General features: G+C 66.0%; 33 protein-coding genes, 3 tRNA genes and 2 pseudogenes. 19 read left to right on the top strand and 19 right to left on the bottom strand.

The features are described from left to right. The gene (locus tag F614_RS0111355; RefSeq protein WP_018867678.1) at positions 1–807 is read right to left on the bottom strand and encodes a thiazole synthase; all 807 of its coding nucleotides are present in this window, start codon (positions 805–807) and stop codon (positions 1–3) included. Positions 808–850: 43 nt separating this feature from the next. Then, a complete protein-coding gene (gene thiS, locus F614_RS0111350; protein WP_018867679.1) occupies positions 851–1,057 on the bottom strand; it encodes a sulfur carrier protein ThiS in 207 nt (68 codons plus the stop codon). Positions 1,058–1,123: 66 nt separating this feature from the next. On the opposite strand from thiS, the gene F614_RS0111345 reads away from it, so the two are divergent. The 3 genes from F614_RS0111345 to F614_RS0111335 all read left to right on the top strand — a co-directional run bounded on the left by F614_RS0111345 (position 1,124) and on the right by F614_RS0111335 (position 1,877). Continuing rightward, positions 1,124–1,197: transfer RNA gene (locus F614_RS0111345), tRNA-Gly, on the top strand. A gap of 103 nt (positions 1,198–1,300) precedes the next feature. Beyond that, positions 1,301–1,738, top strand: a complete 438-nt coding sequence (locus F614_RS0111340) for a Fur family transcriptional regulator (RefSeq protein WP_018876747.1) — start codon at positions 1,301–1,303, stop codon at positions 1,736–1,738. Between the two features lie 63 nt (positions 1,739–1,801). Next, positions 1,802–1,877: transfer RNA gene (locus F614_RS0111335), tRNA-Thr, on the top strand. Positions 1,878–1,909: 32 nt separating this feature from the next. Here the strand turns inward: F614_RS0111335 and F614_RS0111330 are convergent. After that, entirely contained in the window at positions 1,910–3,196 is a 1,287-nt protein-coding gene (locus F614_RS0111330; RefSeq protein ID WP_018880972.1) for a DEAD/DEAH box helicase, read from the bottom strand. 114 nt (positions 3,197–3,310) lie between these two features. Here F614_RS0111330 and trxA point away from each other — a divergent pair, with 114 nt between their 5' ends. Continuing rightward, the gene (trxA, locus tag F614_RS0111325) at positions 3,311–3,637 is read left to right on the top strand and encodes a thioredoxin TrxA (RefSeq protein ID WP_018867682.1); all 327 of its coding nucleotides are present in this window, start codon (positions 3,311–3,313) and stop codon (positions 3,635–3,637) included. A gap of 189 nt (positions 3,638–3,826) precedes the next feature. Further along, complete coding sequence (gene rho / locus F614_RS0111320) at positions 3,827–5,086, top strand: transcription termination factor Rho (RefSeq protein ID WP_018867683.1); 1,260 nt, start codon at positions 3,827–3,829, stop codon at positions 5,084–5,086. A 493-nt stretch (positions 5,087–5,579) separates the two neighbouring features. On the opposite strand, the gene F614_RS0111315 is transcribed toward rho, so the two are convergent. From F614_RS0111315 to rph, 5 genes are all read right to left on the bottom strand, one after another. After that, a complete protein-coding gene (locus F614_RS0111315; protein WP_018867684.1) occupies positions 5,580–5,828 on the bottom strand; it encodes a transcriptional antiterminator, Rof in 249 nt (82 codons plus the stop codon). After that, on the bottom strand, positions 5,825–6,019 hold the full coding sequence (locus F614_RS0111310; RefSeq protein WP_026279307.1) for a CPXCG motif-containing cysteine-rich protein: 195 nt from the start codon (positions 6,017–6,019) through the stop codon (positions 5,825–5,827). The genes F614_RS0111315 and F614_RS0111310 overlap by 4 nt, the downstream gene beginning before the upstream one ends. Beyond that, the gene (gene hemW, locus F614_RS0111305) at positions 6,019–7,287 is read right to left on the bottom strand and encodes a radical SAM family heme chaperone HemW (RefSeq protein WP_026329856.1); all 1,269 of its coding nucleotides are present in this window, start codon (positions 7,285–7,287) and stop codon (positions 6,019–6,021) included. The genes F614_RS0111310 and hemW overlap by 1 nt, the downstream gene beginning before the upstream one ends. 276 nt (positions 7,288–7,563) lie before the next feature. Then, the gene (rdgB, locus tag F614_RS0111300) at positions 7,564–8,184 is read right to left on the bottom strand and encodes an RdgB/HAM1 family non-canonical purine NTP pyrophosphatase (RefSeq protein ID WP_018867687.1); all 621 of its coding nucleotides are present in this window, start codon (positions 8,182–8,184) and stop codon (positions 7,564–7,566) included. A 2-nt stretch (positions 8,185–8,186) separates the two neighbouring features. Continuing rightward, positions 8,187–8,906, bottom strand: coding sequence for a ribonuclease PH (gene rph / locus F614_RS0111295; protein ID WP_026280346.1), 720 nt, complete (start codon positions 8,904–8,906; stop codon positions 8,187–8,189). A gap of 84 nt (positions 8,907–8,990) precedes the next feature. On the opposite strand from rph, the gene F614_RS0111290 reads away from it, so the two are divergent. From F614_RS0111290 to F614_RS0111270, 5 genes are all read left to right on the top strand, one after another. Then, complete coding sequence (locus F614_RS0111290; RefSeq protein ID WP_026329855.1) at positions 8,991–9,854, top strand: YicC/YloC family endoribonuclease; 864 nt, start codon at positions 8,991–8,993, stop codon at positions 9,852–9,854. A 3-nt stretch (positions 9,855–9,857) separates the two neighbouring features. Then, positions 9,858–10,079, top strand: coding sequence for a DUF2835 family protein (locus F614_RS0111285; RefSeq protein WP_018867690.1), 222 nt, complete (start codon positions 9,858–9,860; stop codon positions 10,077–10,079). 88 nt (positions 10,080–10,167) lie between these two features. After that, a complete protein-coding gene (locus tag F614_RS0111280; protein ID WP_018867691.1) occupies positions 10,168–10,599 on the top strand; it encodes an Hsp20/alpha crystallin family protein in 432 nt (143 codons plus the stop codon). 211 nt (positions 10,600–10,810) lie between these two features. Further along, the gene (locus tag F614_RS0111275; protein ID WP_019558917.1) at positions 10,811–11,731 is read left to right on the top strand and encodes a DnaJ C-terminal domain-containing protein; all 921 of its coding nucleotides are present in this window, start codon (positions 10,811–10,813) and stop codon (positions 11,729–11,731) included. Between the two features lie 28 nt (positions 11,732–11,759). Beyond that, positions 11,760–13,109, top strand: a complete 1,350-nt coding sequence (locus tag F614_RS0111270) for a DegQ family serine endoprotease (protein WP_018876740.1) — start codon at positions 11,760–11,762, stop codon at positions 13,107–13,109. Between the two features lie 315 nt (positions 13,110–13,424). Here the strand turns inward: F614_RS0111270 and F614_RS0111265 are convergent, their stop codons facing one another. Together F614_RS0111265 and moaD are read right to left on the bottom strand one after the other, a co-directional pair. Then, the gene (locus tag F614_RS0111265) at positions 13,425–13,862 is read right to left on the bottom strand and encodes a molybdenum cofactor biosynthesis protein MoaE (RefSeq protein ID WP_018866571.1); all 438 of its coding nucleotides are present in this window, start codon (positions 13,860–13,862) and stop codon (positions 13,425–13,427) included. 1 nt (position 13,863) lies between these two features. Further along, positions 13,864–14,097, bottom strand: coding sequence for a molybdopterin converting factor subunit 1 (gene moaD / locus F614_RS0111260; RefSeq protein WP_018866572.1), 234 nt, complete (start codon positions 14,095–14,097; stop codon positions 13,864–13,866). 45 nt (positions 14,098–14,142) lie between these two features. Here moaD and moaC point away from each other — a divergent pair, with 45 nt between their 5' ends. From moaC to F614_RS0111235, 5 genes are all read left to right on the top strand, one after another. Then, positions 14,143–14,631 (top strand): cyclic pyranopterin monophosphate synthase MoaC, encoded by a 489-nt coding sequence (gene moaC / locus F614_RS0111255; protein WP_017940559.1) that lies wholly within the window; start codon positions 14,143–14,145, stop codon positions 14,629–14,631. Next, complete coding sequence (locus F614_RS0111250) at positions 14,628–16,808, top strand: AsmA family protein (protein ID WP_019558916.1); 2,181 nt, start codon at positions 14,628–14,630, stop codon at positions 16,806–16,808. The genes moaC and F614_RS0111250 overlap by 4 nt, the downstream gene beginning before the upstream one ends. Before the next feature lie 51 nt (positions 16,809–16,859). Next, a complete protein-coding gene (mutY, locus tag F614_RS0111245) occupies positions 16,860–17,918 on the top strand; it encodes an A/G-specific adenine glycosylase (RefSeq protein WP_019558915.1) in 1,059 nt (352 codons plus the stop codon). Further along, positions 17,902–18,177, top strand: coding sequence for an oxidative damage protection protein (locus F614_RS0111240; protein WP_018866575.1), 276 nt, complete (start codon positions 17,902–17,904; stop codon positions 18,175–18,177). Before mutY ends, F614_RS0111240 begins: the two co-directional genes overlap by 17 nt. 103 nt (positions 18,178–18,280) lie before the next feature. Further along, positions 18,281–18,356: transfer RNA gene (locus F614_RS0111235), tRNA-Phe, on the top strand. Positions 18,357–18,486: 130 nt separating this feature from the next. Here F614_RS0111235 and F614_RS15010 read toward each other — a convergent pair. Together F614_RS15010 and F614_RS15005 are read right to left on the bottom strand one after the other, a co-directional pair. Next, entirely contained in the window at positions 18,487–18,747 is a 261-nt protein-coding gene (locus F614_RS15010) for a helix-turn-helix domain-containing protein (RefSeq protein WP_026280491.1), read from the bottom strand. A 1-nt stretch (position 18,748) separates the two neighbouring features. Then, positions 18,749–19,029 (bottom strand): annotated as a pseudogene (locus F614_RS15005) (type II toxin-antitoxin system YafQ family toxin). 365 nt (positions 19,030–19,394) lie between these two features. Here F614_RS15005 and F614_RS0111220 point away from each other — a divergent pair. From F614_RS0111220 to def, 3 genes are all read left to right on the top strand, one after another. Continuing rightward, on the top strand, positions 19,395–19,994 hold the full coding sequence (locus F614_RS0111220) for a type IV toxin-antitoxin system AbiEi family antitoxin domain-containing protein (protein WP_018866576.1): 600 nt from the start codon (positions 19,395–19,397) through the stop codon (positions 19,992–19,994). A 280-nt stretch (positions 19,995–20,274) separates the two neighbouring features. Continuing rightward, a complete protein-coding gene (locus F614_RS0111215; RefSeq protein WP_196799347.1) occupies positions 20,275–21,171 on the top strand; it encodes a nucleotidyl transferase AbiEii/AbiGii toxin family protein in 897 nt (298 codons plus the stop codon). 65 nt (positions 21,172–21,236) lie between these two features. Continuing rightward, positions 21,237–21,788 (top strand): peptide deformylase, encoded by a 552-nt coding sequence (gene def, locus F614_RS0111210; protein ID WP_026279224.1) that lies wholly within the window; start codon positions 21,237–21,239, stop codon positions 21,786–21,788. Positions 21,789–21,889: 101 nt separating this feature from the next. On the opposite strand, the gene F614_RS0111205 is transcribed toward def, so the two are convergent. Both F614_RS0111205 and F614_RS0111200 read right to left on the bottom strand, forming a co-directional pair. Then, on the bottom strand, positions 21,890–22,153 hold the full coding sequence (locus F614_RS0111205) for a Txe/YoeB family addiction module toxin (protein ID WP_018866579.1): 264 nt from the start codon (positions 22,151–22,153) through the stop codon (positions 21,890–21,892). Beyond that, positions 22,146–22,406, bottom strand: a complete 261-nt coding sequence (locus tag F614_RS0111200) for a type II toxin-antitoxin system Phd/YefM family antitoxin (protein WP_018866580.1) — start codon at positions 22,404–22,406, stop codon at positions 22,146–22,148. The genes F614_RS0111205 and F614_RS0111200 overlap by 8 nt, the downstream gene beginning before the upstream one ends. Positions 22,407–22,582: 176 nt before the next feature. Here F614_RS0111200 and F614_RS14590 point away from each other — a divergent pair. After that, positions 22,583–22,675: pseudogene (locus F614_RS14590) on the top strand (peptide deformylase); the annotation flags it as partial. A gap of 3 nt (positions 22,676–22,678) precedes the next feature. Here F614_RS14590 and F614_RS0111190 read toward each other — a convergent pair. From F614_RS0111190 to F614_RS14920, 5 genes are all read right to left on the bottom strand, one after another. After that, positions 22,679–23,098: an SRPBCC family protein gene (locus F614_RS0111190; protein ID WP_018866582.1), complete on the bottom strand. Its 420-nt coding sequence runs from the start codon at positions 23,096–23,098 to the stop codon at positions 22,679–22,681. Positions 23,099–23,155: 57 nt separating this feature from the next. Next, positions 23,156–23,476, bottom strand: coding sequence for a hypothetical protein (locus F614_RS0111185; RefSeq protein WP_018866583.1), 321 nt, complete (start codon positions 23,474–23,476; stop codon positions 23,156–23,158). Between the two features lie 260 nt (positions 23,477–23,736). After that, a complete protein-coding gene (locus tag F614_RS14865; protein ID WP_155985244.1) occupies positions 23,737–24,123 on the bottom strand; it encodes a hypothetical protein in 387 nt (128 codons plus the stop codon). Further along, on the bottom strand, positions 24,107–24,775 hold the full coding sequence (locus tag F614_RS0111180) for a hypothetical protein (RefSeq protein WP_018866584.1): 669 nt from the start codon (positions 24,773–24,775) through the stop codon (positions 24,107–24,109). Before F614_RS0111180 ends, F614_RS14865 begins: the two co-directional genes overlap by 17 nt. Then, entirely contained in the window at positions 24,768–25,487 is a 720-nt protein-coding gene (locus tag F614_RS14920) for a GIY-YIG nuclease family protein (protein WP_196799345.1), read from the bottom strand. The genes F614_RS0111180 and F614_RS14920 overlap by 8 nt, the downstream gene beginning before the upstream one ends. Between the last annotated feature and the right edge of the window lie 474 nt (positions 25,488–25,961).

Raw genomic sequence — 25,961 nt, 5'->3', positions numbered from 1 at the left:
TCAGCTGAAGAACAGGCCGGTCTGCGGCGAGGAGGCCGAGGCGTAGCGGCGTGGCGCCATGCGCCCGGCAAGGAAGGCCTGGCGCCCGCCGATGATCGCGTGGCGCATGGCCGAGGCCATCATCACCGGGTTGTCGGCGGCGGCGATGGCGGTGTTCATCAGGACGCCGTCACAGCCCAGCTCCATCGCGATGGCGGCATCCGATGCGGTACCGACGCCGGCATCCACCAGCACGGGGACCGTGGCGTTTTCGACGATCTCGCGGATGTTGTAGCGGTTCTGGATGCCCAGTCCGGAGCCGATCGGCGCGGCCAGCGGCATGATCGCCAGGCAGCCGATCTCTTCCAGGCGCTTCGCCAGCAGCGGGTCGTCGGTGGTGTAGACCATGACGTCGAAGCCCTCGGCGACCAGGGTCTCGGCGGCCTTTACGGTCTCGAAGACGTCCGGGTACAGGGTCTTCTCGTCGCCCAGCACCTCCAGTTTCACCAGGTTGTGCCCGTCCAGCAGCTCGCGTGCCAGGCGGCAGGTGCGGACCGCGTCCTCGGCGGTAAAGCAGCCGGCCGTGTTCGGTAGCAGCGTGTAGCGCTCCGGCGAGATCACGTCCAGCAGGTTGGGTTCGTCCGGATTCTGGCCGATGTTGGTGCGGCGGATGGCGACGGTCACGATCTCCGCGCCGCTGGCCTCGATGGCATCGCGGGTCTGGTCCAGGTCGCGATACTTGCCGGTGCCCACCAGCAGGCGGGAGGTGAACTCGCGCGAGCCCACGCGGAAGAGATCGTCGGCAGACGCGGCGGCCGGTTCGGTCATGGTAATTCCTTCGTTGAAAGTAGTTACGGACGGGGGCTCGGACTCATCCGCCCCCAATCGCCTGCACGATCTCCACGCGATCGCCGGGATACAGCGGGTGCGCGGCGTGTTCGCTGCGCGGCACCAGCTCCTCGTTGACCTCCACTGCCAGGCGCCGGCCACCGAGGCCGCGTGCCTCGATCAGCGTGGCCAGCGTGGCCTCGCGATCGTCGGGGAGCTCGAAGGGTTCGCCGTTCAGCTGGATCTGCATGGTTCTTCGTCCGGCGTTCAGGGCCGTTGAGCCGGAGGCCGACAAGGCCTACAATCGCCGGCTCAAGCGGGTGTAGTTCAATGGTAGAACGGGAGCTTCCCAAGCTCTTAATGTGGGTTCGATTCCCATCACCCGCTCCATCTTTTCGTATTCTATCAGGCTTCCCGGCCGTATCGATCGCCTTGACCTGTCTCAGGGGCGGGATATGGACTTGCTCCAGAGCCCTGTTATATCTTCGGAATCATGAACATCGACTCCCACAATCCGGATCTGCTGTCGGTCGAAGCGGCGCGCGAGCTCCTGCGCGAACATGCGATTTCCCCGACCGAGCAGCGCGTCGAGATTGCCCGCGTGATGTTCGCCCGCCATCAGCACCTCAGCGCCGAGCAGATCCTCGCGCAGTTGGTGCGGCATTCCTCGCGGGTCTCCAAGGCCACGGTCTACAACACCCTGAACCTGTTCGCCGAGAAGGGCCTGGTACGCGAGGTCCTGATCGACCCCGCGAAGCTGTTCTACGACTCCAACCTGAATCCGCACCACCACCTGTTCCATACCGATACCGGGGAACTGGAAGACGTGGACCCGGCGCGGATCGACATCTCCGACCTGCCCCCGCTGCCGGAAGGCAAGGAACTGCAGGGTGTGGATGTCGTCATTCGTGTGGGCAGCCGGCGCTCCTGAATCCGGTCGTCCGGCCCCGCCGGATTGTGGTCGATCCCGGCCCCCGCTATCATGTCGCGCTTCGCCGGTGTAGCTCAGTTGGTAGAGCAATCGATTCGTAATCGATAGGTCGGAGGTTCGACTCCTCTCGCCGGCACCATTTTCCCCTGCGCCCGGTGCGGCGCGTCTGCGTCAGTTTCGGCCGCCGCGCTGCGGGCGACCGCCGCCGGAGCGCGGGCCACCCCGGCCACCTCCGCGCCGATCGTCGCGCGGCTTGCGCGGACGCGGCTTCGGTTTCACGGCATCCTGGAACAGCCGCTCGGGGTCGACGCTCGCGGTGGGGATGCGCTCGCCCAGATAGCTCTCGATGTCCGGCAGGTAGAAGGCCGAGTCCTCGCAGCCGAAGCTGATCGCGTCGCCCTCGGCGCCGGCGCGGGCCGTGCGCCCGATGCGGTGCACGTAATCCTCGCCGGACTGCGGCAGGTCAAAGTTGAAGACGTGACTGACCGCGGGGATGTGCAGCCCGCGCGCGGCGACATCGGTGGCCACCAGAAAGCGGTACTCCCCGGAGGCGAACTGTTCCAGCAGGGTCTGGCGCTTGCGCTGCGGCACGTCCCCCGACAGCAGGGCTGCCTTCTGCTCGTTCGCGTTCAGCCAGTCGCAGACCTTCTCGGCGCCATGCTTGGTGTTCACGAACACGATCGCGCGCTCGGGCTCCAGGTCACGCGCGAGCCCCAGCAGCAGCGGGATCTTCTCGTCGTTGGCCGGGTAGTAGATCACCTGGCGCACGCGGTCCGCGGTCAGGGTCTCGGCCTCGACCTGGACCTTCTCCGGGTTGTTCATGTGCTCGAAGGCCAGCTCCATCACGCGGTAGGACAGCGTGGCCGAGAACAGCATGGACAGGCGCTCGCCGGGGGGTGCGCAGCGGCGCATCAGGAAGCGCACATCCTTGATAAAGCCGAGATCGAACATGCGGTCGGCCTCGTCCAGCACCACCACTTCGGTGTACTTGAGGCCGAAGACCTTCTGCTTGAAGTAGTCGATGATGCGCCCCGGTGTCCCGATCAGGATGTCCGCCCCGGCCTCGAGCTGCTCGCGCTGCGTGTCATAGCCGGTGCCGCCGTAGGCCAGGGCCAGCTTCAGCCCCGTCTCCGCGCCCAGCGACTCGGCATCCTTGTGGATCTGGATGGCCAGTTCGCGGGTCGGCGCCAGGATCAGGGCGCGCACGTCCGTGGGGCGGCGGTTCGGCGAGGGCGCCTGGCGCAGCAGCCGGTTGAAGGTCGCGATCAGGAAGGCCGCGGTCTTGCCGGTCCCGGTCTGCGCCTGGCCGGCGACGTCGCGCCCGGCCAGGGCGATCGGCAATGTCTGCGCCTGGATCGGGGTGCAGGTCTCGAAACCGGTGGCGCGGATGCCCGCCTGGACGGGTTCGGGCAGATCGAGCTGGTCGAAGCGGGGCGTGTCCTGGGCGGTTTCGGTCATCGGGTTCCTCGGGTGCTGCCTGTTACTTGAACTGTCCGGCGCTGATCGTCGATAGTAAGGCCGAGCAGCCGGCGGTGCGGGCTGTTCCCCCAACCCAAGTCATGAGGGCTCGGAGTGAGCGACAAAATTGTTTACACATCGGACGCCGGTTTCGACGAGGACGTCCTGAAGGCCGACCAGCCCGTCCTGGTGGACTACTGGGCCGAGTGGTGCGGTCCCTGCAAGATGATCGCGCCCATTCTGGACGAAATCGCCGAAGAATACGCCGGCAAGGTCAAGGTCGCCAAGCTGAACATCGACGAGAACCCGTCCACGCCGCCGAAGTTTGGCATCCGCGGGATCCCGACGCTCATGCTGTTCAAGGGCGGCGATGTCGAGGCCACCAAGGTCGGTGCCCTGTCCAAGTCGCAGCTGACCGCGTTCCTGGACCAGCACCTGTAATATCCGCGCCTGGCGGTCCGCCGCCAGGCCCAGCAGGCGCGTGGCTTTGCCGGGCTTGCCCCGCGCCGCCGCCTCGCTTACCATCGAACGAGTTCGAGTGGCCGCCAGGCCATTCCCTGCCTCCTTCCAGTCAATCCGTGCGGCCACCCCCGGTCGCCGATCATCCACGTTGAATACAGCACCCCACGCATGAATCTGACCGAATTGAAGCGGATGTCCGCTGCCGATCTCGTGGCCTTCGCCGAAGAAAAGGGCATCGAGAACATGTCCCGCGCGCGCAAGCAGGAGATCATCTTTGCCCTGCTCAAGGCCCACGCCAAGAGCGGCGAGGCCATCTACGGCGACGGCGTCCTCGAGATCCTGTCGGACGGCTTCGGGTTCCTCCGCAGCGCCGACAGCTCCTACCAGGCCGGCCCGGACGACGTCTACGTCTCGCCCAGCCAGATCCGCCGCTTCGGCCTGCGCACCGGGGACACCATCTCCGGCAAGATCCGCCCGCCCAAGGACAACGAGCGCTACTTCGCGCTGCTGAAGGTCTCGGAGATCAACTTCGAGCCGCCGGAGAACGCCAAGCACAAGGTGCTGTTCGAGAACCTCACCCCGCTGCATGCCAACGAGCGCATGCGCATGGAGCGCGGCAACGGTTCCACCGAGGACATCACCGCCCGCGTGATCGACATCGTCGCGCCGTTCGGCAAGGGCCAGCGCGGCCTGATCGTCTCCCCGCCCAAGGCGGGCAAGACGCTGATGCTGCAGAACATCGCGCAGAGCATCGCCGCGAACTACCCCGAGTGCTACCTGATCGTGCTGCTGATCGACGAGCGCCCGGAGGAGGTCACCGAGATGGACCGCATGGTCCAGGGCGAGGTCGTCTCCTCCACCTTCGATGAGCCGGCCCAGCGCCATGTGCAGGTCGCCGAGATGGTGATCGAGAAGGCCAAGCGGCTGGTCGAGCACAAGCGCGACGTCGTCATCCTGCTGGACTCCATCACCCGCCTGGCGCGCGCCTACAACACCGTGGCGCCGAGCTCCGGCAAGGTGCTGACCGGCGGCGTGGACGCCAACGCCCTGCATCGCCCGAAGCGCTTCTTCGGCGCCGCGCGCAACGTGGAAGAGGGCGGCAGCCTGACCATCCTCGCCACCGCGCTGGTGGATACCGGCTCCAAGATGGACGAAGTGATCTACGAGGAGTTCAAGGGCACCGGCAACATGGAGGTGCACCTGGAACGCCGCATCGCCGAGAAGCGCATCTACCCGGCGATCAACGTGAACCGCTCCGGCACCCGCCGCGAGGAACTGCTGACCGCCCCGGACGAGCTGCAAAAGCTCTGGATCCTGCGCAAGTTCCTGCACGGCATGGACGACATCGAGGCCATGGAATTCCTGCTCGGCCGCATGCAGTCGTCCAAGACCAATTCCGAATTCTTCGACCAGATGAAGCGCAGCTAGGGAAACACTGATTAATGTGCCCGCTCGCGCTCGAGTCGCTTGTGCGTGCGAACAAGGCGCGGTGACTGCCGTGCAGTCACTCTGCACAAGGGAGCCGCAACGCCGTGCGCGCGCCCGTTTTTGATAACAACGGGCGGCCGAGCCCCTGCTTTCAATGATTTGTGGGGTTGGCACCCCAGGTTCCCCGATCCTGCGTTGCGGCCCTTGCCGGTAGAACCACTACCGGCTACGCACCGCGCCTTGTCTCGGAAAACCTGGGGTGCCAACGCGAGCGGGCACATTAATCAGTGTTTCCCACGCTGCGCCCCGCCGTGGCCGCCTCTGCCTCGAAAGGCAAGGGCGGTTTACAGGAAGGTTCGAAGAACAGAAGGTTTCAGGGGTATCCGGGCAGGGCCGAGGCCTCATGGGTCGGCCCATCGTCGGAGGCTGTTACAGGCCCATTTTGATCCGTTCTTCCCGTCTTTATGCCTTCCTGTAGGTTGCCTTTTGGTGTTCAGCCCGAGACGGGTTCGAAGCTGATCAGGCGGTCCAGGCGCCACCACTGCCGGCGGCCCGCGGTGTCGCGCAGGATCAGGTATTCGGCACCGCGCCGGGTGCGCAGGTCCAGCGGGCGCACGATCGCGATCCGGTCCATCTCGCCGCGCCGCCAGTGCGTGCGCAGAAACTGCCCGCGCACGATCGCCAGCTCCAGCTCGGAGTAGCGCTCGCAGGCAATCGGGGTATAGGGCGGCGCTTCGCTCACTCGCCCTCCCGTCGGGCCTCGATGCGCGGGATCTCCTCGTCGCCGGCATCCTCGCGGCGGAACACGATCGGGGCACAGCACACCGCGCAGTCCTCGATCCACTCGCGGTCGTTGCTGACCATGTCCACCGTGGTCTCGCCGGGCTCGCCGCACCAGGGGCAGGCAAAACCGACAAACTCGACGGGACGCATCATCGACCCTCCTCCCGGCGCGCGGGCCAGGCGATCGGCGTGGCAACCGAGTCCTGCGGTGTCCCTTCCGGAAGAAAACGTTCCAGCACGTTGTTGAGAAACGCCAGGCCCCGTTCCGTGGCCTGCAGCCGTTCCGGATCCGCGACCAGCAGCCCGTCCGCGCGCAGTTCCGAAAGTGCGGGTTCCAGCATCGCCAGTGGCAGGCCGCAGCGCGCCTCGAAGCTCGCGGCCGGCACGCCCTCCACCAGCCGCAGCGCGTTCAGCAGGAACTCGAAAGGCCGCTCCGCCGTGTCCACGGCCTGATCCTTGTGCGCCTGCGGCTCGGCCAGCCAGGCCTCGGGCTGGCGCGGCTTCATGCGGCGCAGGATCGCGCCCTGATGGACCTGCGACAGCTTGCCGTGGGCCCCGGCCCCGATGCCGAGATAATCGCCGAAGGTCCAGTAGTTGCGGTTGTGCCGACATTCCTGCCCCGGACGTGCATAGGCGGATACCTCGTATCGAGTATAGCCAGCCGCCGCCAGATGGGACTGGCCACGGGCAAACAATTCCTCGATCGTCGCATCCTCCGGCAGCTCGGGTGGGCGTGCCGCGAACAGGGTGTTCGGTTCCAGGGTCAGCTGATACCAGGAGATATGTCCCGGGTCCTGCTCGATCGCCGCCTGCAGATCCGCGATCCCGGCCGCGACCGACTGCCCCGGCAGACCGAACATCAGGTCCAGGTTGATCGCCTCGAAGCCGGCGGCACGGGCATGCTCCACCGCGCTCAGGGCCTCCGCCGCACCGTGAATGCGCCCCAGGCGCGCGAGCATCGCGTCGTCGAAGCTCTGGATGCCCAGCGACAGCCGGTTGACCCCCGCCTCGCGGTAGCCGCGGAAGTAGGCGCGGTCGGCGGTCCCGGGGTTGGCCTCCAGCGTCACCTCGCAGTCCGGTCGCAGCGGCAGCCGGGCGCGCAGGCCGGAAAGCAGAGCATCCAGCGCCTCCGGCGGGAACAGGCTGGGGGTGCCGCCGCCAATGAAGACGCTCTCCAGCCGCCGGCCCCAGATATCCGGTAGCTGGCCTTCCAGGTCGCGCAGCAGCGCGCCCACGTAGTCATCGAAGGGCGGCTCGCCGCGCGGCTCGTGCGAGTTGAAGTCGCAGTACGGGCACTTGCGCACGCACCAGGGCAGGTGCACGTACAGCGCCAGGGGCGGCGGATGGTTCAACGCGGCAGTCATGTGCGAAGCATAGGCGAGGGGGCGGGTGGCGTCGAAAGGACCCAGTCCCGCCATTGCGGCCTTGCGCGCCGGTGGTCCCCTGCCGACCGCCACAGCGCTGCGCGCCTCGCGATGACGGGGACAGGAAGCACAGTCATCGCGAGCGCCGCAGGCGCGTGGCGATCTCCCCGGCCTGGCCCCGACGCGGGTCCGAACATGCGCCGGGGTGTCGTCGGGAGGTTGCCACGGCCCCTGTGGAGCCTCGCAACGACGGGAAGTCCCCGTCATCACGAGGCGCGCAGCGCCGTGGCGATCTCTCCGGGTGGCCCCGGTGCCGGACGGCGTGGGTTGTCAGGCCGGCGGGTTGCCCATGCGCTCGCGCAGGGCGCCCCCGAGTTCTTGCAGGGCCTGACCGCGATGGCTCAGGCGGTTCTTGGTCTCCGGGGGCAGCTCGGCCGAGGTGCAGCCCTCCTGGGGCACGAAGAACAGGGGGTCGTAGCCAAAGCCCTCGGCGCCGCTGGCCTGTTCCGCGATGCGCCCGGGCCACACCCCCTGGGCGATGATCGGCGCCGGATCCTCGGCATGCTCCAGGTACACCACGACCGCGCGGAACCGTGCGCCGCGCTGTTCCGGCGGTACGCCGGCCAGTGCCTCCAGCAGCTTGGCGTTATTGGCCGCGTCGTCGCCATCGGGGCCGGCATAGCGCGCGGAGTAGATCCCCGGCTGGCCGTGCAGGGCATCGACCTCCAGCCCGGAGTCGTCGGCAATCGCCGGAAGCCCGGTGTGGCGGGCGGCGTTACGCGCCTTGAGGATCGCGTTCTCCACGAACGTCAGGCCGGTCTCGTCGGCCTCGGGCACGGCGTGCTCGGACTGTGCCTCGACCGCCAGCCCCAGCGGTTCCAGCAGGGCGCGGATCTCGCGCAGCTTGCCGGGGTTGCCGGTGGCCAGGACGACACGGCGCGGCTCGCCCATGATCAGCCCTCGGCCAGCACGGCGCGCTGGGCCTCGCAGATCTCCTGGATGCCCTTCTCGCCCAGGTCCAGCATCTGGTCCAGCTCGTCGCGGCGGAAGGCGTGGCCCTCGGCTGTGCCCTGGATCTCGATCACGCCCCCGGCCTCGTTCATCACCAGGTTCAGGTCGGTCTCGGCCTGCGAGTCCTCATCGTAGTCGAGGTCGAGTACCGGTTCACCGCCGCAGATGCCCACCGAGATCGCGGCGACCTGGCCGTGCAGCGGATCCTTGCGGATCAGCCCCTGTTCACGCGCCTTGCGGATGGCGTCGTACAGGGCGACGTAGGCCCCGCTGATGGAGGCGGTGCGGGTACCACCATCGGCCTGGATCACGTCGCAGTCGACGATGATCTGGCGCTCGCCCATGGCCTCCAGGTCCACCACCGCGCGCAGCGAGCGGCCGATCAGGCGCTGGATCTCCATGGTGCGGCCACCCAGCTTGCCGCGCGCGGCCTCGCGCACCATGCGGTCATGGGTCGAGCGTGGCAGCATGCTGTATTCGGCGGTGACCCAGCCGCGGCCCTTGTTCTTCAGCCACGGCGGCACGCGCGACTCCACCGTGGCGTTGCACAGCACCCGGGTGTCCCCGAACTCCACCAGTACGGAACCCTCCGCGTGGCGGGTGAAATGGCGGGTAAAACGCACGGGGCGCATTGCGTCGGCTGTTCGGCCACTGGGTCGCATGCTGTGATCCTTGCTAGATTTGAGTGGGGCGCAGTATACGGGCCGCCACCGCCACACGCAGCAGGGATCACCATGGAGGGACGCATGATCACTAGTATGACCGGATTTTCCCGGCACGCGATGAGCCTGGACGCGGGCGTGTTCGACTGGGAGCTGAAGAGCGTCAACCACCGCTATCTCGAGCTGCGTATCCATCTTCCCGATCACCTGCGTTCGCTGGAGGCCGAGGTGCGCAGCCGCCTGAAGGCCCGCCTGGCGCGCGGCAAGGTGGATGCGGTCCTGCGCGACCGAGGCCAGGCCGACAACGCCCCGGAGGCCTTCGATCACGAGCGCGTCCGGGCGCTGATCGGGGCCTGCGCCTCCATCGAGCGCATGATGCCGAACCCGGCGCCTGTCTCGCCGCTGGACGTCCTGCGCTGGCCGGGTGTGCTCCAGGGCAACACCGATGTCGGCGAGAGCCTCGCGCAGCCCCTGCTGGCGGGCTTCGACGACGCGCTGGAGGCCCTGGTCACGATGCGCACGACCGAGGGCGCGGCCCTGGCCGACGGCATGCGCTCGCGCCTGGACGCACTCGCCGAGCACGCCCGGGCGATTCGCGCGCGGCGCCAGCCGATGCTGGACGAGCAACGCGGCCGCATCCTCGCCCGGATTCACGAGCTGGACCTGAATCTGGATCCGAAGCGTCTGGAGCAGGAAGTCGCCCTGCTGGCCCAGCGCATGGACATTGCCGAGGAGCTGGACCGCATCGACGGCCATGTGGCGGCCGTGCACGAGGTCCTGGATCAGGGCGGCCCCAGCGGGCGGCGGCTCGACTTCCTGATGCAGGAGTTCAACCGCGAGGCCAACACCATCTCGTCGAAGTCGCATGACCTGGAGATCACCCGCGCCACCGTGGAGATGAAGGTCCTGATCGAGCAGCTGCGCGAGCAGGTGCAGAACCTGGAATAGCCCATGCGCCGGTTTCGCCTGCGTCTGGCCATCTCGCGCCAGGAAATGGAGGACTACTACACGGGTCGCGCCGCAGTGGTCTTCGCCCAGGCCGACAGCGGCGAGAGCGTGCAATTCCCCGCCCGGCTGCTGCGCAGCCACCTGGATCAGCGCGGGGTGCACGGCGTGTTCGAGCTGGTCACCGACGACGATTACAAGCTGCGCGAGTTTCGCCGTCTCGCGTAACGGGTTTGCCCCCAGGCCCTTGAAAACGCGGGATGTGTCCCTACGTCTATGGGTGAGTCAGATGACACCCGCACAAGGAGGGAACGCCATGACCATGACCCGTTACGAACCGTTCAGCCTGCTCGGCCAACTGTCGCGCGAACTCGGTCGCATGCCGGACATGCCCGGCACCGAGGACTCCGCCGCGACCTCCGACTGGGCCCCCGCGGTGGATATCCGCGAAGAGACCGATGCCTACGTGCTGCATGCCGATATCCCCGGGGTGGACCCGAAGGATATCGAGCTACACATGGAGAACGGCGTGCTGACCCTGCGCGGCGAGCGCAAGCACGACAGCGAAGAGGAGAAGAACGGCTACAAGCGCATCGAACGCGTGCGTGGCACCTTCTTCCGCCGCTTCTCGCTGCCGGATACAGCCGACGCCGAGAACATCTCCGCGCGCAGCGAGAACGGCGTGCTGGAGGTGCGCATTCCGAAGCAGGCCCGCGTGCAGCCGCGCCGGATCCAGATCGAGAGCTGATCCGGCCCCACCGGCCCGGCAGGATATCCCTGACCGGGCGCAACATGGGCGCTGCCCCGGGGGTTCCCGTGGTGGCGCCCGGTTTTTTAGGCCCCGAGGAGGCGCGGTTTCGTGTCTCCCTGGGTGACAGCCGCATCCCGGCTATCATGATCGCCATGACCGCAGGCGGGATCCGGGTGTCACCCGAGGACGCAATCGTTCGAGGAACGCAATGGAATACAAGGACTACTACAAGATCCTCGGTGTGAGCCGCGACGCCAGCCAGGACGAGATCAAGAAGGCCTACCGCAAGCTGGCGCGCAAGTACCATCCGGATGTCAGCAAGGACCCGGACGCCGAGACCCGCATCAAGGAGGTCAACGAGGCCTACGAGGCCCTGGGCGATCCGGAAAAGCGCAAGGCCTACGACCAGCTCGGTTCCAACTGGCGCCAGGGTCAGGACTTCCGCCCGCCGCCCGGCTGGGACGGCTGGACCCAGCACGGCGGGGCCCGCGGGGGCGCCGGAGCCGCGGCCGACTTCGGCGGCTTCTCGGACTTCTTCGACTCCATCTTTGGTGGCGGCGGCATGGGCGGTGGTCGCCGCCGTTCGGGCGGGGCCGGCTTCAACATGCGCGGGGCCGACCGCGAGGGCCGGGTGGAGATCACTCTGGACCAGGCGCTCAAGGGCACCGAGGTGTCGGTCAACGATGCCGAGGGCCGGGTCCAGCGCGTGCGCATCCCCGCCGGGGCCCGGGACGGCTCGCGCCTGCGCGTGCGCGGCCAGGGCGACCCGGGGGTCGGCAGTGGCGGCGCCGGCGACCTGCTGCTGGAGATCCGGGTCAAGCCGGACAGCCGCTACACCCTGGACGGCCGCAATCTCTACCGCGAGATCCCGATCACGCCCTGGGAGGCCGCGCTGGGCGCGACCATCGAGGTCCCCACGCCGCATGGCTGGGTCAATCTGAAGGTTCCGGCCGGCTCGCAGTCGGGCAAGCAGATGCGCCTGAAGGGCAAGGGCCTGCCGGGCAAGCCGCCGGGGGATCTCTACCTGAAGCTGATGGTGCAGGTGCCGCCGGAGGAAGAGGCCGGCGACTGGTACCGCAAGATGGCCGAGAAGTCGTCCTTCGCCCCGCGCGCCAACCTGGCGCCCTGATAACCGGAACCCCGTTCGAGGAGCGCCCATGCGTCGGCTTGTTCCCCTCCTGATCCTGGCCCTGACCCTGTTCGGGGCCGCACCGGCCACCGCCCAGCTACCGGCCGCGGTGGACGGCCAGCCGCTGCCATCGCTGGCACCGATGCTCGAGCGGACCATCCCCGGCGTGGTCAATATCGCCACCCGCGCCCGCGTGGTGGAGTCGGTCAGCCCGCTGTTCGACGATCCTTTCTTCCGCCGTTTCTTCGATGTCCCCGAGCGTTCGCGTGAACGCGAGCGCCAGGGCCTGGGCTCCGGGGTCATCGTGGATGCCGGGGCCGGCACCATCCTGACCAACAGCCACGTGATCGCCCGCGCCGACACCATCCTGGTCACGCTCTTTGATGGCCGCCAGTACGAGGCCGAGGTGGTAGGCACCGACCCGGCCACCGATGTCGCCGTGATCCGCATCGACGCGGAGGACCTGCAGGCGATCCCGCTGGCCGACTCCGACGCCCTGCGCGTGGGCGACTTCGTGGTCGCCATCGGGAACCCCTTCGGCCTCGGTCAGACCGTAACCAGCGGCATCGTCAGCGCCCTGGGCCGCAGCGGCCTGGGTGGCGCCGGCTTCGAGGACTTCATCCAGACCGATGCCTCAATCAACCCGGGCAACTCCGGCGGGGCGCTGGTCAACCTGCGCGGCGAACTGGTCGGCATCAACACCGCCATCCTCGCGCGGGGCGGCGGCAACATCGGCATCGGCTTCGCGATCCCCGCCAACATGGCCAGCCAGATCCAGGAGCACCTGCTGGCCGAAGGTCGGGTCGAGCGCGGCGCGCTGGGCGTGGAGATGCAGGACCTCACCCCGGCGCTGGCCCAGGCCTTCGGTCTGGACCTCTCGCAGGGCGCCGTGATCACCCGCGTGGTGCGCGGCTCGGCCGCCGAGCGCGCCGGCCTGGCCCACGGCGACATCGTCCTGCGGGTGGACGGCCAGACGGTGCGCAGCGCGAGCGACCTGCGCAACCGCCTGGGCCTGCTGCGCGCCGGGTCCGAGGTGGATCTGGACATCCTGCGCGACGGGACGGAACAGCAGATCGTCGCGCGACTGGATCGCCCGGAAGAGCGGCGCATCGAGGGGGCGGCCATCCACCCGCGGCTCGACGGCGTACGCCTGTCCGAGACCACAGGAAACGACGGTCGCAGCCGCGTGGCGGTCATCGCGGTGGAGCCCGGCACCGCCGGGGCGCGTGCCGGGCTGCGCCCCGGCGACGTGCTGCTGGCGATCAACCGCCAGCGCATCGAGCGCCTGGCCGACCTGCCGCAGCAACTGGCCGCCCACCAGACCCTGGAACTGCAGCTGCGCCGCGGCAACCAGACCCTCTACCTCACCCTGAGGTAGGTGTGATCACTACCGGCGAGGGCTTTTGTGGGAGCGGGCTTGCCCGCGAATGCTCCTGCCAAAGCCGGACGCGGGCGGGGGCTTCGCGGGCAAGCCCGCTCCCACAAGAATGCTTCCATCGCGCAACCCCCATGTCTCGTCACCCCGGTTCTCCGCTTCGCTGCGGCCGGGTTGACGAGGATGTAGGGACGTTGCGGGCGGGAATCCCGAGGCCCTGGCCCGCCCCCTGTAGGAGCCTGCTTGCAGGCGAAGCCCCTGCCAGAGTCGGACACGGGCAGGGGCTTCGCCTGCAAGCAGGCTCCTACAGGGGGGCGTTCAGAAGCCCGGGGTGTTTTTCTCCACCCAGCGCTGGGTGCCGTCGGTGAGGGTCTCGCGCTTCCAGAACGGGGCCTCGTGCTTCAGGCGTTCCAGGATGTCGCTGCAGGCGTCGCGGGCGGCCACGCGGTGGGCCGACCAGGTCGCCACCAGCACCAGGGCGTCGCCGGGGCGCACGTCGCCCACGCGGTGGGCCACATGGCAGCCCAGCAGCGGCCAGCGCGCCTCGGCTTCGGCGACGATGCGTTCCAGCTCGCGCTCGGTCATCCCCGGGTAGTGCTCCAGGAACAGCCCGGTCACGTCCTCGTCCTCGTTGAAATCGCGCATGCGGCCGACGAACACGCTGGCGGCGCCACGCGCGTTCGCGGGGATGGCCGTCTCGGCCTGCCGGACGATCTCCCAGGGGTCGAAGTCGTCGGTGTGGATCTCGACCGCCACCCTAGCCCCCGGTTACCGGCGGAAAATAGGCGACCTCGTCCCCGTCGCGTACCGGCGTCTCCAGGCTGGCCTGTTCCTGATTGACCGCGGCCATCAGGCGCTCCGGCGGGGCCTCCTGGTGGAGGTGCTGCCACAGCCCGCCAACGGTCATGCCGCCGGCGGGGAGTTCCGCCTCTTCGTTCGGGCGGCCCAGCTCCTCGCGCAGACGCGCGAAATAGTGAACGTGTACGGTCATTCCGGCCCCTGTAAACATGGCTGCGAGTCAAGCATTATAGCCATCATGAACGAATTCACTCACTTCGATGCCGAAGGTCATGCGCACATGGTCGATGTCGGCGAAAAGTCCGTCACCCACCGCGTGGCGATCGCCGAGGGGCGCATCCACATGCAGCCGGATACCCTGCAGCGCATCCGCGAAGGCCGCCATGCGAAAGGGGACGTCCTCGGCATTGCCCGGGTGGCTGGCATCATGGGGGCCAAGAAGACCGGCGACCTGATCCCGCTGTGCCACCCGATCGGCCTGACCCGGGTGGCCCTGGAGCTGGAGACGGAAGATACCGCCGTGCGCGTACAGGCCACCTGCGAGGTGCACGCGCAGACCGGCGTGGAGATGGAGGCGCTGACCGCCGTGTCCACCGCGCTGCTGACGGTCTATGACATGTGCAAGGCCGTGGATCGCGGCATGCAAATTGATGGTGTTCGCCTGCTGGAGAAACGCGGGGGCCGCAGTGGCACCTGGCGGGCCGAACCGAAAGGAGATTCCGAATGAAATGGATCAAGCGCCTGCTGGGCCTGATTGCCATCCTGATCCTGCTGGCCATCATCGTGGCCGCATACCTGCTGGTCACCTTCGATGCCAATGACTACAAGGAGCGCATCGAGGCCGAGGTGCAGGAGGCCACCGGCCGTGAACTGACCCTGTCCGGGCCGATCGGTCTGACCCTGTTCCCCAGCCTCGGGCTGCGCCTGGAAGAGGTGCGCTTCGGCAACGCCGAGGGCTTCGGCGACGAGCCGTTCGCCGAGGTCGACGTGGTGGATGTCGCGGTCGCGGTGATGCCGCTGCTGCGCCGCGAGCTGGAGGTCCAGCGCGTGGAGGCCGACGGCGTGCGCCTGAACCTGGCGCGCGACGAACAGGGCCGCAACAACTGGGACGACCTGCTGGATCACGCCGGCGCCGCCCGCGACGAGGCCGTGGGCGCGGATGACGACGAGCGCACCGAGACCGAGACCCGTCTGGCCCTGCAGCGCATCGACGTGGCCGGGATCTCCCTGACCAACGCCCGCGTGCACTGGGATGACCGCGAGTCCGGCATGCAGGCGACCCTGGAGCCGTTCGAGCTGCAGGTCGGGCGCTTCCGCCCGGGTATCGAGACGCGCCTTGATCTGGAGGCGGTCGTGCGTGCCGAGGGCGGCGACCTGGCCGAACCGGTGGAGCTAGCCCTTGATCTGGGCGGGTTGATGAACGTCGACCTGCTCAATGAGCGCTATTCCGTGCGCCGTCTGAACGCGACCCTGGGCCTGGATGGCGGTGGCCTGCCGCGCGCCGTCGGCATGACGCTGGAGAGCGACGTGGGGCTGGAGATGGCCGACGCCATGACCCTGCGCTTCGAACGCCTGACGCTGGGGGTTTCCGATCTGCGTCTGACCGGGTTCGCCGAGCTGTCCGATCTGGATGGCGAAGTGCCGCAGGTGCGCACCGAGATGCGTACCAACACCGTCAACCTGAAGGACGTGCTGACCGACCTGGGCCTGGAGGCGCCGCAGACCAACGACCCCGACGCGCTGGCGCGCGTCGCGTTCGATTTCTCGGCCAGCGGCAGCTTCCAGGCCCTGGAGATGTCCCCGTTCCTGGTGACCGTGGACGACACCATGCTGAGCGGATCCGCCGGCTGGGATGGCCGCGGTGAGCGCCCGAAGATCACCTTCGATGTCTCCGGCGAACGCCTGAACCTCGACCGCTACCTGCCGCCGGAGGTGGAAGAGGCGCGTACCGACAACGGCAACGGCGAACGCGATGCCGACGAGGACCTCGCCATCGAGCTGCCGCTGGAGGCGCTGCGCAGCGTCGACGTGGACGGCCGCGCTGCGCTGGACCGCCTGGACGTGATGGGCATGGTCCTGCGCAACATCGAACTGCAGATCCGGGGCGAGGCGGGCGACTGGAACATCGAGCCGCTGAACGCCGCCGCCTACGACGGCGAGCTGACCAGCCGCCTGCGCCTGGACGCCCGTCACGACGCCCCGCGCTACGAACTGGCCGCCGACCTGCAGGGCCTGGATATTGGCGCCCTGCTGGAGGACTTTCAGGGCGACGACGCGCGGTTGATGGGTACCGGCAACCTGGAGCTGGACATCCGCACCCGTGGCGAGCTGCTGAGCGAGCTGAAAGGGGCCCTGAACGGCTCCGGCAACATGCGCTTCGAGGACGGTGCGGTGCGCGGTATCAACGTGGCCCAGATCATCCGCCGCGCCGAGGCGCGCCTGCGCGGCGAACAGCTGGAAGAGGACGAGCCCAACCAGACCGACTTCAGCGAACTCGCCGGCAGCTTCACCATCCGCGACGGCGTGGTCCGCAATGACGACCTCGCCGCCAGCTCGCCCCTGCTGCGGGTGCGCGGCGAAGGCCAGGCCGACCTGAACGACGACAGCCTCGACTACCGCGTGAACACGACAGTGGTGGGCACGCTGGAAGGCCAGGGCGGGCGTGAACTGGATGACCTGCGCGGCGTGACCCTGCCCATCCGCATCAGCGGGACCTTCACCGACCCGAGCTTCCGTCTCGACCTGGAGGACGCCCTGCGTGGTCGCTACGAGGATGAGGCCCGCGAGCGGGTGCGCGAGGAAGAGGAACGCGTCCGCGAACGCCTGGACGAGGAAGAAGAGCGCGCCCGCGAGCGCATCGAACGGGAGTCCGACCGGCTCCTGGACCGCTTCCGCAGCCGCTGATCACCGCCGGTGCCCGCCTCCCGGGCGGGCGCCGCCATGCCCGGCCCATCCATGAACGCCTTCGCCGAGCGACTGCTGGCCTGGTTCGACTGCCACGGCCGCCAGGATCTGCCGTGGCAGCACCCGCGCACGCCGTATCGGGTGTGGGTCTCCGAGATCATGCTGCAGCAGACCCGGGTGGAGACCGTCGTCCCCTACTTCCTCCGTTTCATGGAGCGCTTCCCCGACGTGCAGAGCCTCGCGGCGGCGCCGCAGGATGCCGTGCTGCACCAGTGGTCGGGGCTTGGCTACTACGCCCGCGCGCGCAACCTGCACCGGGCCGCGCAGGTGGTGGTCGAGGAGCACGGGGGTGTCTTCCCCGCTCGCCGCGAGGGTCTGGAGGCATTGCCCGGGATCGGCCGCTCGACCGCCGCCGCGATCATCGCCCAGGCGCATGATGCCCCCGAGGCCATCCTGGACGGCAATGCCAAGCGCGTGCTCGCGCGCCACGCGGCGATCCACGGCTGGCCCGGCAGCCCGGCCGTCCAGCGCGAGCTGTGGGCCGAGGCCGAGGCGCGCACCCCGACTACGCGCTGTGCCGACTACACCCAGGCCATCATGGACCTGGGCGCCCTGCTCTGTACCCGCAGCCGGCCCGACTGCGACGCCTGCCCCGTCCATCAGGACTGTGGTGCCGCGCAGCAGGGCCTGACCGCTACGCTGCCCTCGCCCCGGCCACGCCGCGACCTGCCCACCCGCACCCGCTGGGCCGCCTGCCTGCGCGCGCCAGAGGGCATCGCCCTGGTGCAGCGCGGGCAGGACGGCATCTGGGGCGGGCTCTACAGCCTGCCCGAGGCCGAAACCCCCGAGGCCCTGGAGGACTGGGTGCTGGCCCAGTGGCCCGGCGCCGCGCCGGCCGCCACCGATCACGGTCTGCAGCACAGCTTCAGCCACTACCGCCTGGATCTGCGCATCCGCCTCTTCGACCTCCCGGCTGGCGCGTGTGGGATCATGGAAGGCGACAGGGTGATTTGGTATAAACCCGGCACATCACGGGCGGTCGGCATCCCGGCCCCCATCCAGCGTTATCTGCACGACGATAAGGATCCCGGCAATGGCACGAACCGTTAACTGCGTAAAACTCGGGCAAGAGGCCGAAGGCCTGGACTTCCCGCCCTATCCCGGCGAGATGGGCAAGAAGATCTACCTGAACGTGTCCAAGGAGGCCTGGCAGGCCTGGCTAAGCCACCAGACCATGCTGATCAACGAATACCGCCTGACCCCGGTCGATCCCAAGGCGCGCAAGTTCCTGGAAGAGGAAATGGAAAAGTTCCTGTTCGGCGAAGGCTCCGAGAAGCCGGAAGGCTTCGTCGACCCGAACGCCTCCTGATATCCGGGCTTTTCCGCGGCGACCGGCCCGGCATGCTTGACGTGGCGGCGCCGGGCCGCTTTAATACCGCCCTTCGTCCGCAGGACGAATCCCCCCGCAGTATGGCCGGGTAGCTCAGTTGGTAGAGCAGGGGATTGAAAATCCCCGTGTCGGCGGTTCGATTCCGTCCCCGGCCACCATTATCTTTCCCGTAGCACCATCCTCCCCATCAATAAGCGTTGGCCGTGTCTGCGTATGGGCCGCCCGAGCTGCGTCGCGTCTGCGACCTGGTGCCCTGCTGACTTTGCGTGTTCCCGAATGGCTTGATGGCTATGCGGCCGATTCATGCTCGACATCCCAGCCCGGGAATACGAGTACGGCGGGGTGGCAGCGCAATGCCCTTGCCAGGACCTTGGCGCGATCAACACCGAGACGTACACGGTCATTCTCGATGGCCGAAATGGTCGACTGGGGGATCCCGGAGGCATTCGCCAGATCGTTCTGGCTCATTTCCTGAAGCTCACGCAGGATCCGGACCGATTCGCCAACCGAAACCTCGACCCTCTTGTTTGCGTTGCGATAATCACTCATGTCACGCCCTCCCGTAATCGTGGGAGTTACCTTCTCGACTTCAACGAGCACCTTGTCTTTCTCCACCCGGTAAATGACGCGGTACTGGATATTCAGTCGAGACGATCGGAAGCCTTTCCACTTGCCGGACAAGGCTTCGTCGTTGAAGCCCCGAATATGCCGCAACCCCTGCGGACCGGAGATGGTGACGATGTCCTTCCACTTCTCGTACCGCTTCTGAACTTCTGGAGGGGCGGCCGCCAGGCTCTTTTCTACCCTCTTGTGTTCAAAGATCTCCCACATACCAAATAGAGTATGCATACTGAATATGGTATATCAAGGTCGGACTCCTGACGCGGGCGCCGAGTACGGCTAGGCGGCAGCCAGAAAGATGGGTGTCTTCCTCATCGCACAGCCGATAACCCCATCTGGGCAACGTCCTGTTTCAGCGTTCCTCTCCGGCAGGTATCCCCGTACCAACGTCAGCCTCGGCTTCGTGGCACCATCCTTCCCATGAGCGTCCGCCGTATCCTGCCCGTGGATACCGTGATCTGCGTCGTATCTGCGACGCCGCACCGTATCCGTCGCTCGCGGTCGTGGACAATCAGGGTGTTTCTTTTTGTCGGTAGTGATTGACTTCTACCGGCATAACGGAACAGCATGCCGGCATGGGCAATAGCGCAGAAGCCATCCTCGATCTCGCGCGCAAACGCGGACTGATCCGGTCGCGCGACCTGGAACCACTGGGCCTGCCAAGAGTTGCGCTGACGCGTCTCGTCCGTCAGGGCATGCTCGCGCGGGTTGCGCGCGGCCTCTATGCGCTGCCGGACCGTCCTGTCTCGGAACACACCGCGCTGGCCGAGACCGCGCGCAAGCATCCGCGAGCGGTGGTGTGCCTGCTCTCGGCATTGCGTTTCCATAATCTCACCACCCAGTCGCCATTCGAGGTCTGGCTTGCCATCCCCAACAAGGCCCGCGCTCCCCGGATCGACTACCCGGCCCTGCGTATTGTCCGCTTTTCCGATCCTCTTCTTGCCGAAGGCGTCGAGGAACACTTGATCGAAGGGGTTCCGGTACGCGTTACCGGTATTGCCAGGACGGTCGCGGACTGTTTCAAGTACCGCAACAAGATTGGCCTGGATGTCGCTCTGGAGGCCCTGCGCGAGGCCTGGAGTGAGAAGCGGGTGCGCATGGACGAACTCTGGCAGTTTGCCAGGCTGTGCCGGGTCGGCAATGTCATGCGCCCTTATCTGGAGAGCCTGACGTGAGTCCCAAAAACCCCGCTGCCTCGGTGCGTGCCCGACTGCTCGAAAACGCCCGAAACCACAAGCAGGACTACAACCTCGTACCAGGGAAACCCTGGTCCATGTACACGCTCGCGCTCGAGTCGCTTTTGCGTGCGAACAAGGCGCGGCGACTGCCGTGCAGTCATTCTGCACAAGGGAGCCGCAACGCCGTTCCCGCGCAAAAGCGGCCGAGCCCCTCGGGGTTGGCACCCCAGGTTCCCCGATCCTGCATTACGCCGCTTGCGGGTAGAGCCACTACCGGCTGCGCACCGCGCCTTGTCTCGGAAAACCTGGGACACCAACGCGAGCGTGTACATGGATCAGGGTTTCCCTAACCCGCTATGCCCTTGAACGGTTCCTGTATCGCCTGAGCACCTCCTCCCATGCAGACCAGTTCCTTCTCAAGGGCGCCTTGCTGTTCGATCTGTGGTTCGACATCCCGCACCGACCGACGCGTGATGCCGACCTCCTGGGCTTTGGGTCAGCCGAGCTGCCACATCTTGAGGCTGTGTTTCGGGATGTCTGTTCGGTGGAGCAGGACGATGGAATCCATTTTCAGGCCGACTCGGTACGGGCGGAGGCGATTCGCAAGGAGGCCAGCTACTCCGGTGTGCGGATCACGTTGATAGGGCTGCTGGACGGTGCGCGCTGCCACACGCAGATCGACGTGGGTTTTGGCGATGCCGTGACACCAGGCCCCGACGCCGTCGAGTTCCCGGTGATATTGCCGGCCATGCCTGCCCCCCGGCTTCGCGCCTATCCCCGCGCGACCGTTGTCGCCGAAAAGCTGGAGGCACTGGTGTCGCTCGGCATCGCCAACAGTCGTATGAAGGATTACTTCGATCTCTGGGTCTTGTCGCGTTATGCCGATTTCGAAGGCGAAATTCTGTACCAGGCCATTCACGCGACATTCGAACGCCGCATGACACCGCTGCCGGAAGGTACCCCGTTCGGCCTTAGCGACGACTTCGCACAGGACCGATCGAAGCAGATCCAGTGGCACGCATTTCTGAAGAAAAACACCCTGGCACACCTCCCGCTTTCCGATGTAGTAACGGATCTGCGAGCGTTCCTGTCGCGTCCGCTGCGCGCGGTCAAACAACGTGCGGTGTTTCGGGAAACCTGGCATGCCGGGCATGGCTGGACGCCTGCCAGCTAACACGCGATTCCATCGCGCATCTCCCGCAGCAGCGGAAGATGCGGCGCCGTGGCACCATCGTTTCCATGAGCATTCGCCGTATTCTGCGCATGGGGCATCCCGACCTGCGTCGCGTCTGCGACCCGGTACCCGACTCGGACTTTGACAGCCCTGGGCTGCACGCCCTGGTGGACGACCTCGTCGATACCATGCACGCCAGCGAAGGCCTCGGCCTGGCTGCCGCCCAGATCGGCGTGCCGCTACGCGTAGCCGTGATCGAGATCCAGCCGGGCAATACCCGCTACCCCGGTGCCGTGCCGACCGGCCGCCTGGTCCTCGTGAATCCGGTGGTCACCGTGCTGGACGCAACCCCTCAGTGCTACTGGGAAGGCTGCCTCTCGGTACCGGGCCTGCGCGGCGAAGTCGCCCGGCCGCGCCACATCGCCGTGGACTACCACGAGCCCGACGGCACGCCCCGCCACCTGGAACCGGAAGGCTTCCTTGCCACCGTGTTCCAGCACGAGCTCGACCACCTCGACGGTACCCTGTTCATCGATCGCGTCACCGACACCACCCGCCTCGCCTTCCTCGACGAATACCGCGAGTTCCACGCGGCACCCTCGTCAAAGCCCACGTAAGCCCGCCCCTGCTGGCCATCCGAATGGGCCCGACTTCCTCCGGCTACTAGGACGGTACCGTCGATCGCCGATACAGGATGCGTCGGTAGTCGACCTCGCACTTAATAGTGATATCGGCAGGAGATGATCGTGATAGACGAATCCTCCACCGCATACACAAGTCGATTGGTGTCATCAATCCGACGCGACCAGAAACCCGCCAGGTTCTCCTTGAGGGCTTCCGGCTTGCCAATGCCTTCAAATGGAGACCGCCTCACGTCTTCTATCAACTTGTTGATCCGCTTCAGGGTCTTCTTGTCCTGACGTTGCCAGTAGAGGTAGTCAGTCCATGCTTCGTCGGTCCAGCAAAGCAACCGACTACTCATCCCCACCTACCAACGCACGCTCGGTCGCCTTTCCTGCCTTGTATTGCGTAATGGACCTGTTGAGGTGCTCTGCATTGGCAGGGGAACGCAAAAGATGCACCGTTTCCATCAGGCTGTTGTAGTGATCAAGTGACATGACCACTGCATCCTCCGAATCACGGCGCGTAATCACCGTGGTGTCGGCATCGTTGACCACCCCATCCAGTACGGCCTTGAGACCGTTGCGAGCCTCGGTGAATGAAACAATCTTCATGGCGCCTCCTGTACCTTGACTTGTACAAGTATAGGCCGGCCGGCCCACATGTACAACCAACTGTGCAGGTTGTGCTATCGCGTCGCCGAGTGAAATACCGGTTACCTGACAGCCACTCGCCTGACGCTGGTGGACCCCGTGTTCACCGCGCGGGGCGCGAGCCTGCTGCCTCGGGCCACCTCGACGGTACCCTGTTCATCGATCGCGTCACCGAAACTACCCGCCTCGCCTTCCTCGATGAATACCGCGAGTTCCACGCGCAGGCGTAGGGATCACGCCCCGTGGAGGCGCGGCCATGCGTTGCGCACCACCTCCGCCCCCAGCGCATCCAGCAGCGGGTGGGCCGCCAGGCCGAGCAGGCCATCGGTCAGGGGATTCTCGTCGCCGCAGCGCACGGCCAGTTCCAGATGCGTACCGCGCGCGCTCGGCGTCAGCCGGTAGCAGCCCTCGCAGGACAACCCGGCCAGCGCGCGCCAGCCGAGCAGGCGCGGCGGGACGGCGACCAGCACTTCCACGTCGAAGGTTAGCGGAACCCCGGCCACCCGCACACACCAGCGGTAGCGCTCGGGCCCGACGCAGGTGATGGACTCGATAGCCTCGCTGTAGGCGGCGAACGCCTCCACCCGGGCCATCAGATCGAACACCGCCTCCGGAGCAGCGTCGATCTCCATCTCGTGGTGGATCACCGACATCGCCCACCGCTCCACATTGCAGGGTCGCCGCCGGCAGGCCCGGAGGCCCAGGCCCGATCAGTCGTGCACGATGATGCGGGAGCCCGAAGCGTCGATATCCACGCGCGAGCTGGAGTAGGCACAGGCCTTCGCGATATCTTCCAGCGCGGGCATGTCATTGAGCTCCGCAAGCCGATGCAGAAGACTGCCGCCTTCGCAGTCGTGTGGCACGCCGTTCTCGTCCAGCGTGCAGCCGAACTCGCCCTCGTTCACCGACCAGTCCATGTCGGCCGGCATCTTCAGCACCACCGGCTCCTCGTGCATCACCTGGAACTTCGCCCGCATGGCGTTCTTGCCATCCTGCCAGTCGAGCACCGGCATGTTGTCTACGCTGCGCATGGTGTGCCTCCTTCGCGATTCCGCGAGGTTGCAACGGATTCCGCCGGGCCGTTCCCTGCCCCTTACCCTGGACGCTAGACCCCGTCCTTGCAGCGGTCAAAGGTTACCCCGGTGGCGTTGGGGAAGGGGCTGTGCGGCCGCTCATCAACAGCATGCTGGAATACTTCAGGCACGCCTATCGCGGGGCAAAAGGCAAGGTCTGACCCCGGTGGCTCGCGAGGAAGGCCGCTACGCGGCCTGACGTCGGCTGGAGCGACTGGTTATGCTCGTTCTTCTAACGCGGAGGCAATTCTCGAAAGAATGTCACCGATGCCGCCCGCCTGCTCATCTGTGTAATCACCACCTTGAACGGCAATATTGTTTTGTCGCTCTAGCTCAAGAGCATGCTTTGCGCTGATAACTGCTTCAACAGTGACCTTGTGCTTTTTTGCAAGCGCCGCTGCATCTTCTAGAAAATGCCCAAGCTCTTCTGAAGTGATTCGGTAATTGCTTCTTTCTGGCTGATTTCCTAGTACACCCATATATCTTTCCTTTTTATGCACAACGCCCAAGCTCAGCCGCGGCGAAGCCGTCGGCTGCAGCGCCTTGTTGGGCTCTTGGGCCACCTCGATTCGCCGACGAGTGTCGCCACTAATCAGCTCGCTCAATCCAATCACTGACCCATCTCATGATCTCCGGCTTCGTATAAGGGGAATACCGGGTTAGGTGAGGTACTGCCACGACGCTGAGTGGGCGGCCATCAAGTTCTGCTTGAAAGCGATGACACGAGAACGTCCCCTGCTGGGCATCGATGGTCTCAACGTTCTCAGGCTTTAGGAAATCCCGCAGGTACGCGAACGGAGACTGCCGCTCTCCACTTCCGAACGCAACAATCGCCCGCGGGCGCACGAGGCTGATAATGGTCTTGTGGATCGGCCAGCACCGAGCTGCATCACCATCTAGGTCAGGATGCGTACCTATAGAACGCTCTCGCGTAAGGACGATATTGCTTGCTGGCACGGACCGCACGTCGAACCCAAGCCCTTCGAGGAAACGCCGCACCTGCTTTTGCAGTTTCTGTTGCCCCGGCGGACGCCCCTCCCACGAGTAGTCGAGGTACTCGTTGCGGCCGTTGTCCAAATCTTCCAGCGACTGACGAATAGTACTAGGGAGTGTGCCGCCCGGTTTCGTACCCAGGAAGTAGATGTCGTGGGGACGCAGTGTACTGCCAGTGCTATAAAGGACCTTGCCCGGCTTATCCAGTAGCTCTGGTTCAGCTAGCACCGCGGCCCTGAGCTTATCGACGTTGTCTCTAGTCATCGCCGCCTATCCAGCGCTGTATGTGCTGCCGGTCACTTCGAAAGAATCCTCCCTCGATGTACCCGCACACCCACGCAGCACATACGGCGCCAGATTGGGTGTAGGCACTTTTGTTAGCGGAGAAATCGACCCGCTGAAGGAGATGTACAAGCTCTCGGCCCGTCACTCCAGGGTTCTCTTCCAGTACCGTGTAGATTTTTCCGAAGACGGACGTGCGCGTGCGAGGTTCGCGCGGGCCTGCCATCAAACTTACATCCACAAGCTTGAAATTATCTGGAATCCGGTTGGCGTCGTCTCCCTGCACATCGCGGTACTTACGCACCTCGACTCCATCGACGCTATGGGAGGGTGCGTAGTCCTGAGCATTGGTCAACGGCCCGGTACCATGCTTCTGCTGCCCTAACGAAAGGATCAACTCGGCCTCCCGGTCCCATGGCTCCCGGTCGTACAGCCGATCCACTGTGTGCAGCACCTCGCCACCTCCCCTCCAAATGGATCGAATCGTCTCGGCTTTCAGGCTTTCTCGGCTCGGATCTTGCGCTTCTTCCACGTGAGCGAACATCCGCGCACCTTGACCTATGCCAACATAGAACGGAGTTCCGTCTGGAAATCGGAGGATGTATGTGTAGTGGGACTTCTTGTTCTCCCGTAGCAGTGCAATAAGTTCTTTCTTATCTCTGATTATCACGCCGCAATCCATGGTAGCAGGCATCTCAACACTCCCCACTGATGCACCCTCGTCTGACGCGCCCAACAGTAGATTAGACAGAATCTGTCATATCGGTGATATACAGATTCTGCATATCATCCCGGCGTTCTCCTCTCGGTGGCACACCACCACAGGTAAACCATACTTTTATCATGGTAGTGTGCGTCGCGTCGAGCAGCAGGGCGCCGAACCCTGCGGGACGAGCACTTTTCGTCGATTTTGCAAAGGCTTAGATCGGATCGCTGGCCCAACATAGGGGAGACGGAGGGGCCGACGTTGAAGGCTTGCCGGCTGGACTGATTCGGGTCGAGATGTGGAGAGCGGCGGCGCGGGCGGGACAGAGCGCCTTGCTATACAGAATCGATATATCACCGTTATCGCAGTGTCGCGTGACGGAAGTAGGTACCACGCGTGGCCCGAGAAACGAGCTTCCGGCGGGAGCCGTGGCGGCGTTCCCTGGTACGATCCGACCAGGCG

Origin of the sequence: Thioalkalivibrio sp. ALE12, assembly GCF_000381105.1 — a bacterium.
GTDB lineage: Bacteria > Pseudomonadota > Gammaproteobacteria > Ectothiorhodospirales > Ectothiorhodospiraceae > Thioalkalivibrio.
This window is presented reverse-complemented; position numbering and strand designations above follow the sequence as displayed.

Coding starts and splice junctions, on each gene's coding strand:
- F614_RS0111355 (WP_018867678.1), bottom strand. CDS start 807: ATGACCGAACCGGCCGCCGCGTCTGCCGACGATCTCTTCCGCGTGGGC.
- thiS (WP_018867679.1), bottom strand. CDS start 1,057: ATGCAGATCCAGCTGAACGGCGAACCCTTCGAGCTCCCCGACGATCGC.
- F614_RS0111340 (WP_018876747.1), top strand. CDS start 1,301: ATGAACATCGACTCCCACAATCCGGATCTGCTGTCGGTCGAAGCGGCG.
- F614_RS0111330 (WP_018880972.1), bottom strand. CDS start 3,196: ATGACCGAAACCGCCCAGGACACGCCCCGCTTCGACCAGCTCGATCTG.
- rho (WP_018867683.1), top strand. CDS start 3,827: ATGAATCTGACCGAATTGAAGCGGATGTCCGCTGCCGATCTCGTGGCC.
- F614_RS0111310 (WP_026279307.1), bottom strand. CDS start 6,019: ATGCGTCCCGTCGAGTTTGTCGGTTTTGCCTGCCCCTGGTGCGGCGAG.
- hemW (WP_026329856.1), bottom strand. CDS start 7,287: ATGGCGGGACTGGGTCCTTTCGACGCCACCCGCCCCCTCGCCTATGCT.
- rdgB (WP_018867687.1), bottom strand. CDS start 8,184: ATGGGCGAGCCGCGCCGTGTCGTCCTGGCCACCGGCAACCCCGGCAAG.
- rph (WP_026280346.1), bottom strand. CDS start 8,906: ATGCGACCCAGTGGCCGAACAGCCGACGCAATGCGCCCCGTGCGTTTT.
- F614_RS0111290 (WP_026329855.1), top strand. CDS start 8,991: ATGATCACTAGTATGACCGGATTTTCCCGGCACGCGATGAGCCTGGAC.
- F614_RS0111285 (WP_018867690.1), top strand. CDS start 9,858: ATGCGCCGGTTTCGCCTGCGTCTGGCCATCTCGCGCCAGGAAATGGAG.
- F614_RS0111280 (WP_018867691.1), top strand. CDS start 10,168: ATGACCATGACCCGTTACGAACCGTTCAGCCTGCTCGGCCAACTGTCG.
- F614_RS0111275 (WP_019558917.1), top strand. CDS start 10,811: ATGGAATACAAGGACTACTACAAGATCCTCGGTGTGAGCCGCGACGCC.
- F614_RS0111270 (WP_018876740.1), top strand. CDS start 11,760: ATGCGTCGGCTTGTTCCCCTCCTGATCCTGGCCCTGACCCTGTTCGGG.
- moaD (WP_018866572.1), bottom strand. CDS start 14,097: ATGACCGTACACGTTCACTATTTCGCGCGTCTGCGCGAGGAGCTGGGC.
- moaC (WP_017940559.1), top strand. CDS start 14,143: ATGAACGAATTCACTCACTTCGATGCCGAAGGTCATGCGCACATGGTC.
- F614_RS0111250 (WP_019558916.1), top strand. CDS start 14,628: ATGAAATGGATCAAGCGCCTGCTGGGCCTGATTGCCATCCTGATCCTG.
- mutY (WP_019558915.1), top strand. CDS start 16,860: ATGAACGCCTTCGCCGAGCGACTGCTGGCCTGGTTCGACTGCCACGGC.
- F614_RS0111240 (WP_018866575.1), top strand. CDS start 17,902: ATGGCACGAACCGTTAACTGCGTAAAACTCGGGCAAGAGGCCGAAGGC.
- F614_RS15010 (WP_026280491.1), bottom strand. CDS start 18,747: ATGAGTGATTATCGCAACGCAAACAAGAGGGTCGAGGTTTCGGTTGGC.
- F614_RS0111220 (WP_018866576.1), top strand. CDS start 19,395: ATGGGCAATAGCGCAGAAGCCATCCTCGATCTCGCGCGCAAACGCGGA.
- def (WP_026279224.1), top strand. CDS start 21,237: ATGAGCATTCGCCGTATTCTGCGCATGGGGCATCCCGACCTGCGTCGC.
- F614_RS0111205 (WP_018866579.1), bottom strand. CDS start 22,153: ATGAGTAGTCGGTTGCTTTGCTGGACCGACGAAGCATGGACTGACTAC.
- F614_RS0111200 (WP_018866580.1), bottom strand. CDS start 22,406: ATGAAGATTGTTTCATTCACCGAGGCTCGCAACGGTCTCAAGGCCGTA.
- F614_RS0111190 (WP_018866582.1), bottom strand. CDS start 23,098: ATGTCGGTGATCCACCACGAGATGGAGATCGACGCTGCTCCGGAGGCG.
- F614_RS0111185 (WP_018866583.1), bottom strand. CDS start 23,476: ATGCGCAGCGTAGACAACATGCCGGTGCTCGACTGGCAGGATGGCAAG.
- F614_RS0111180 (WP_018866584.1), bottom strand. CDS start 24,775: ATGACTAGAGACAACGTCGATAAGCTCAGGGCCGCGGTGCTAGCTGAA.
- F614_RS14920 (WP_196799345.1), bottom strand. CDS start 25,487: ATGCCTGCTACCATGGATTGCGGCGTGATAATCAGAGATAAGAAAGAA.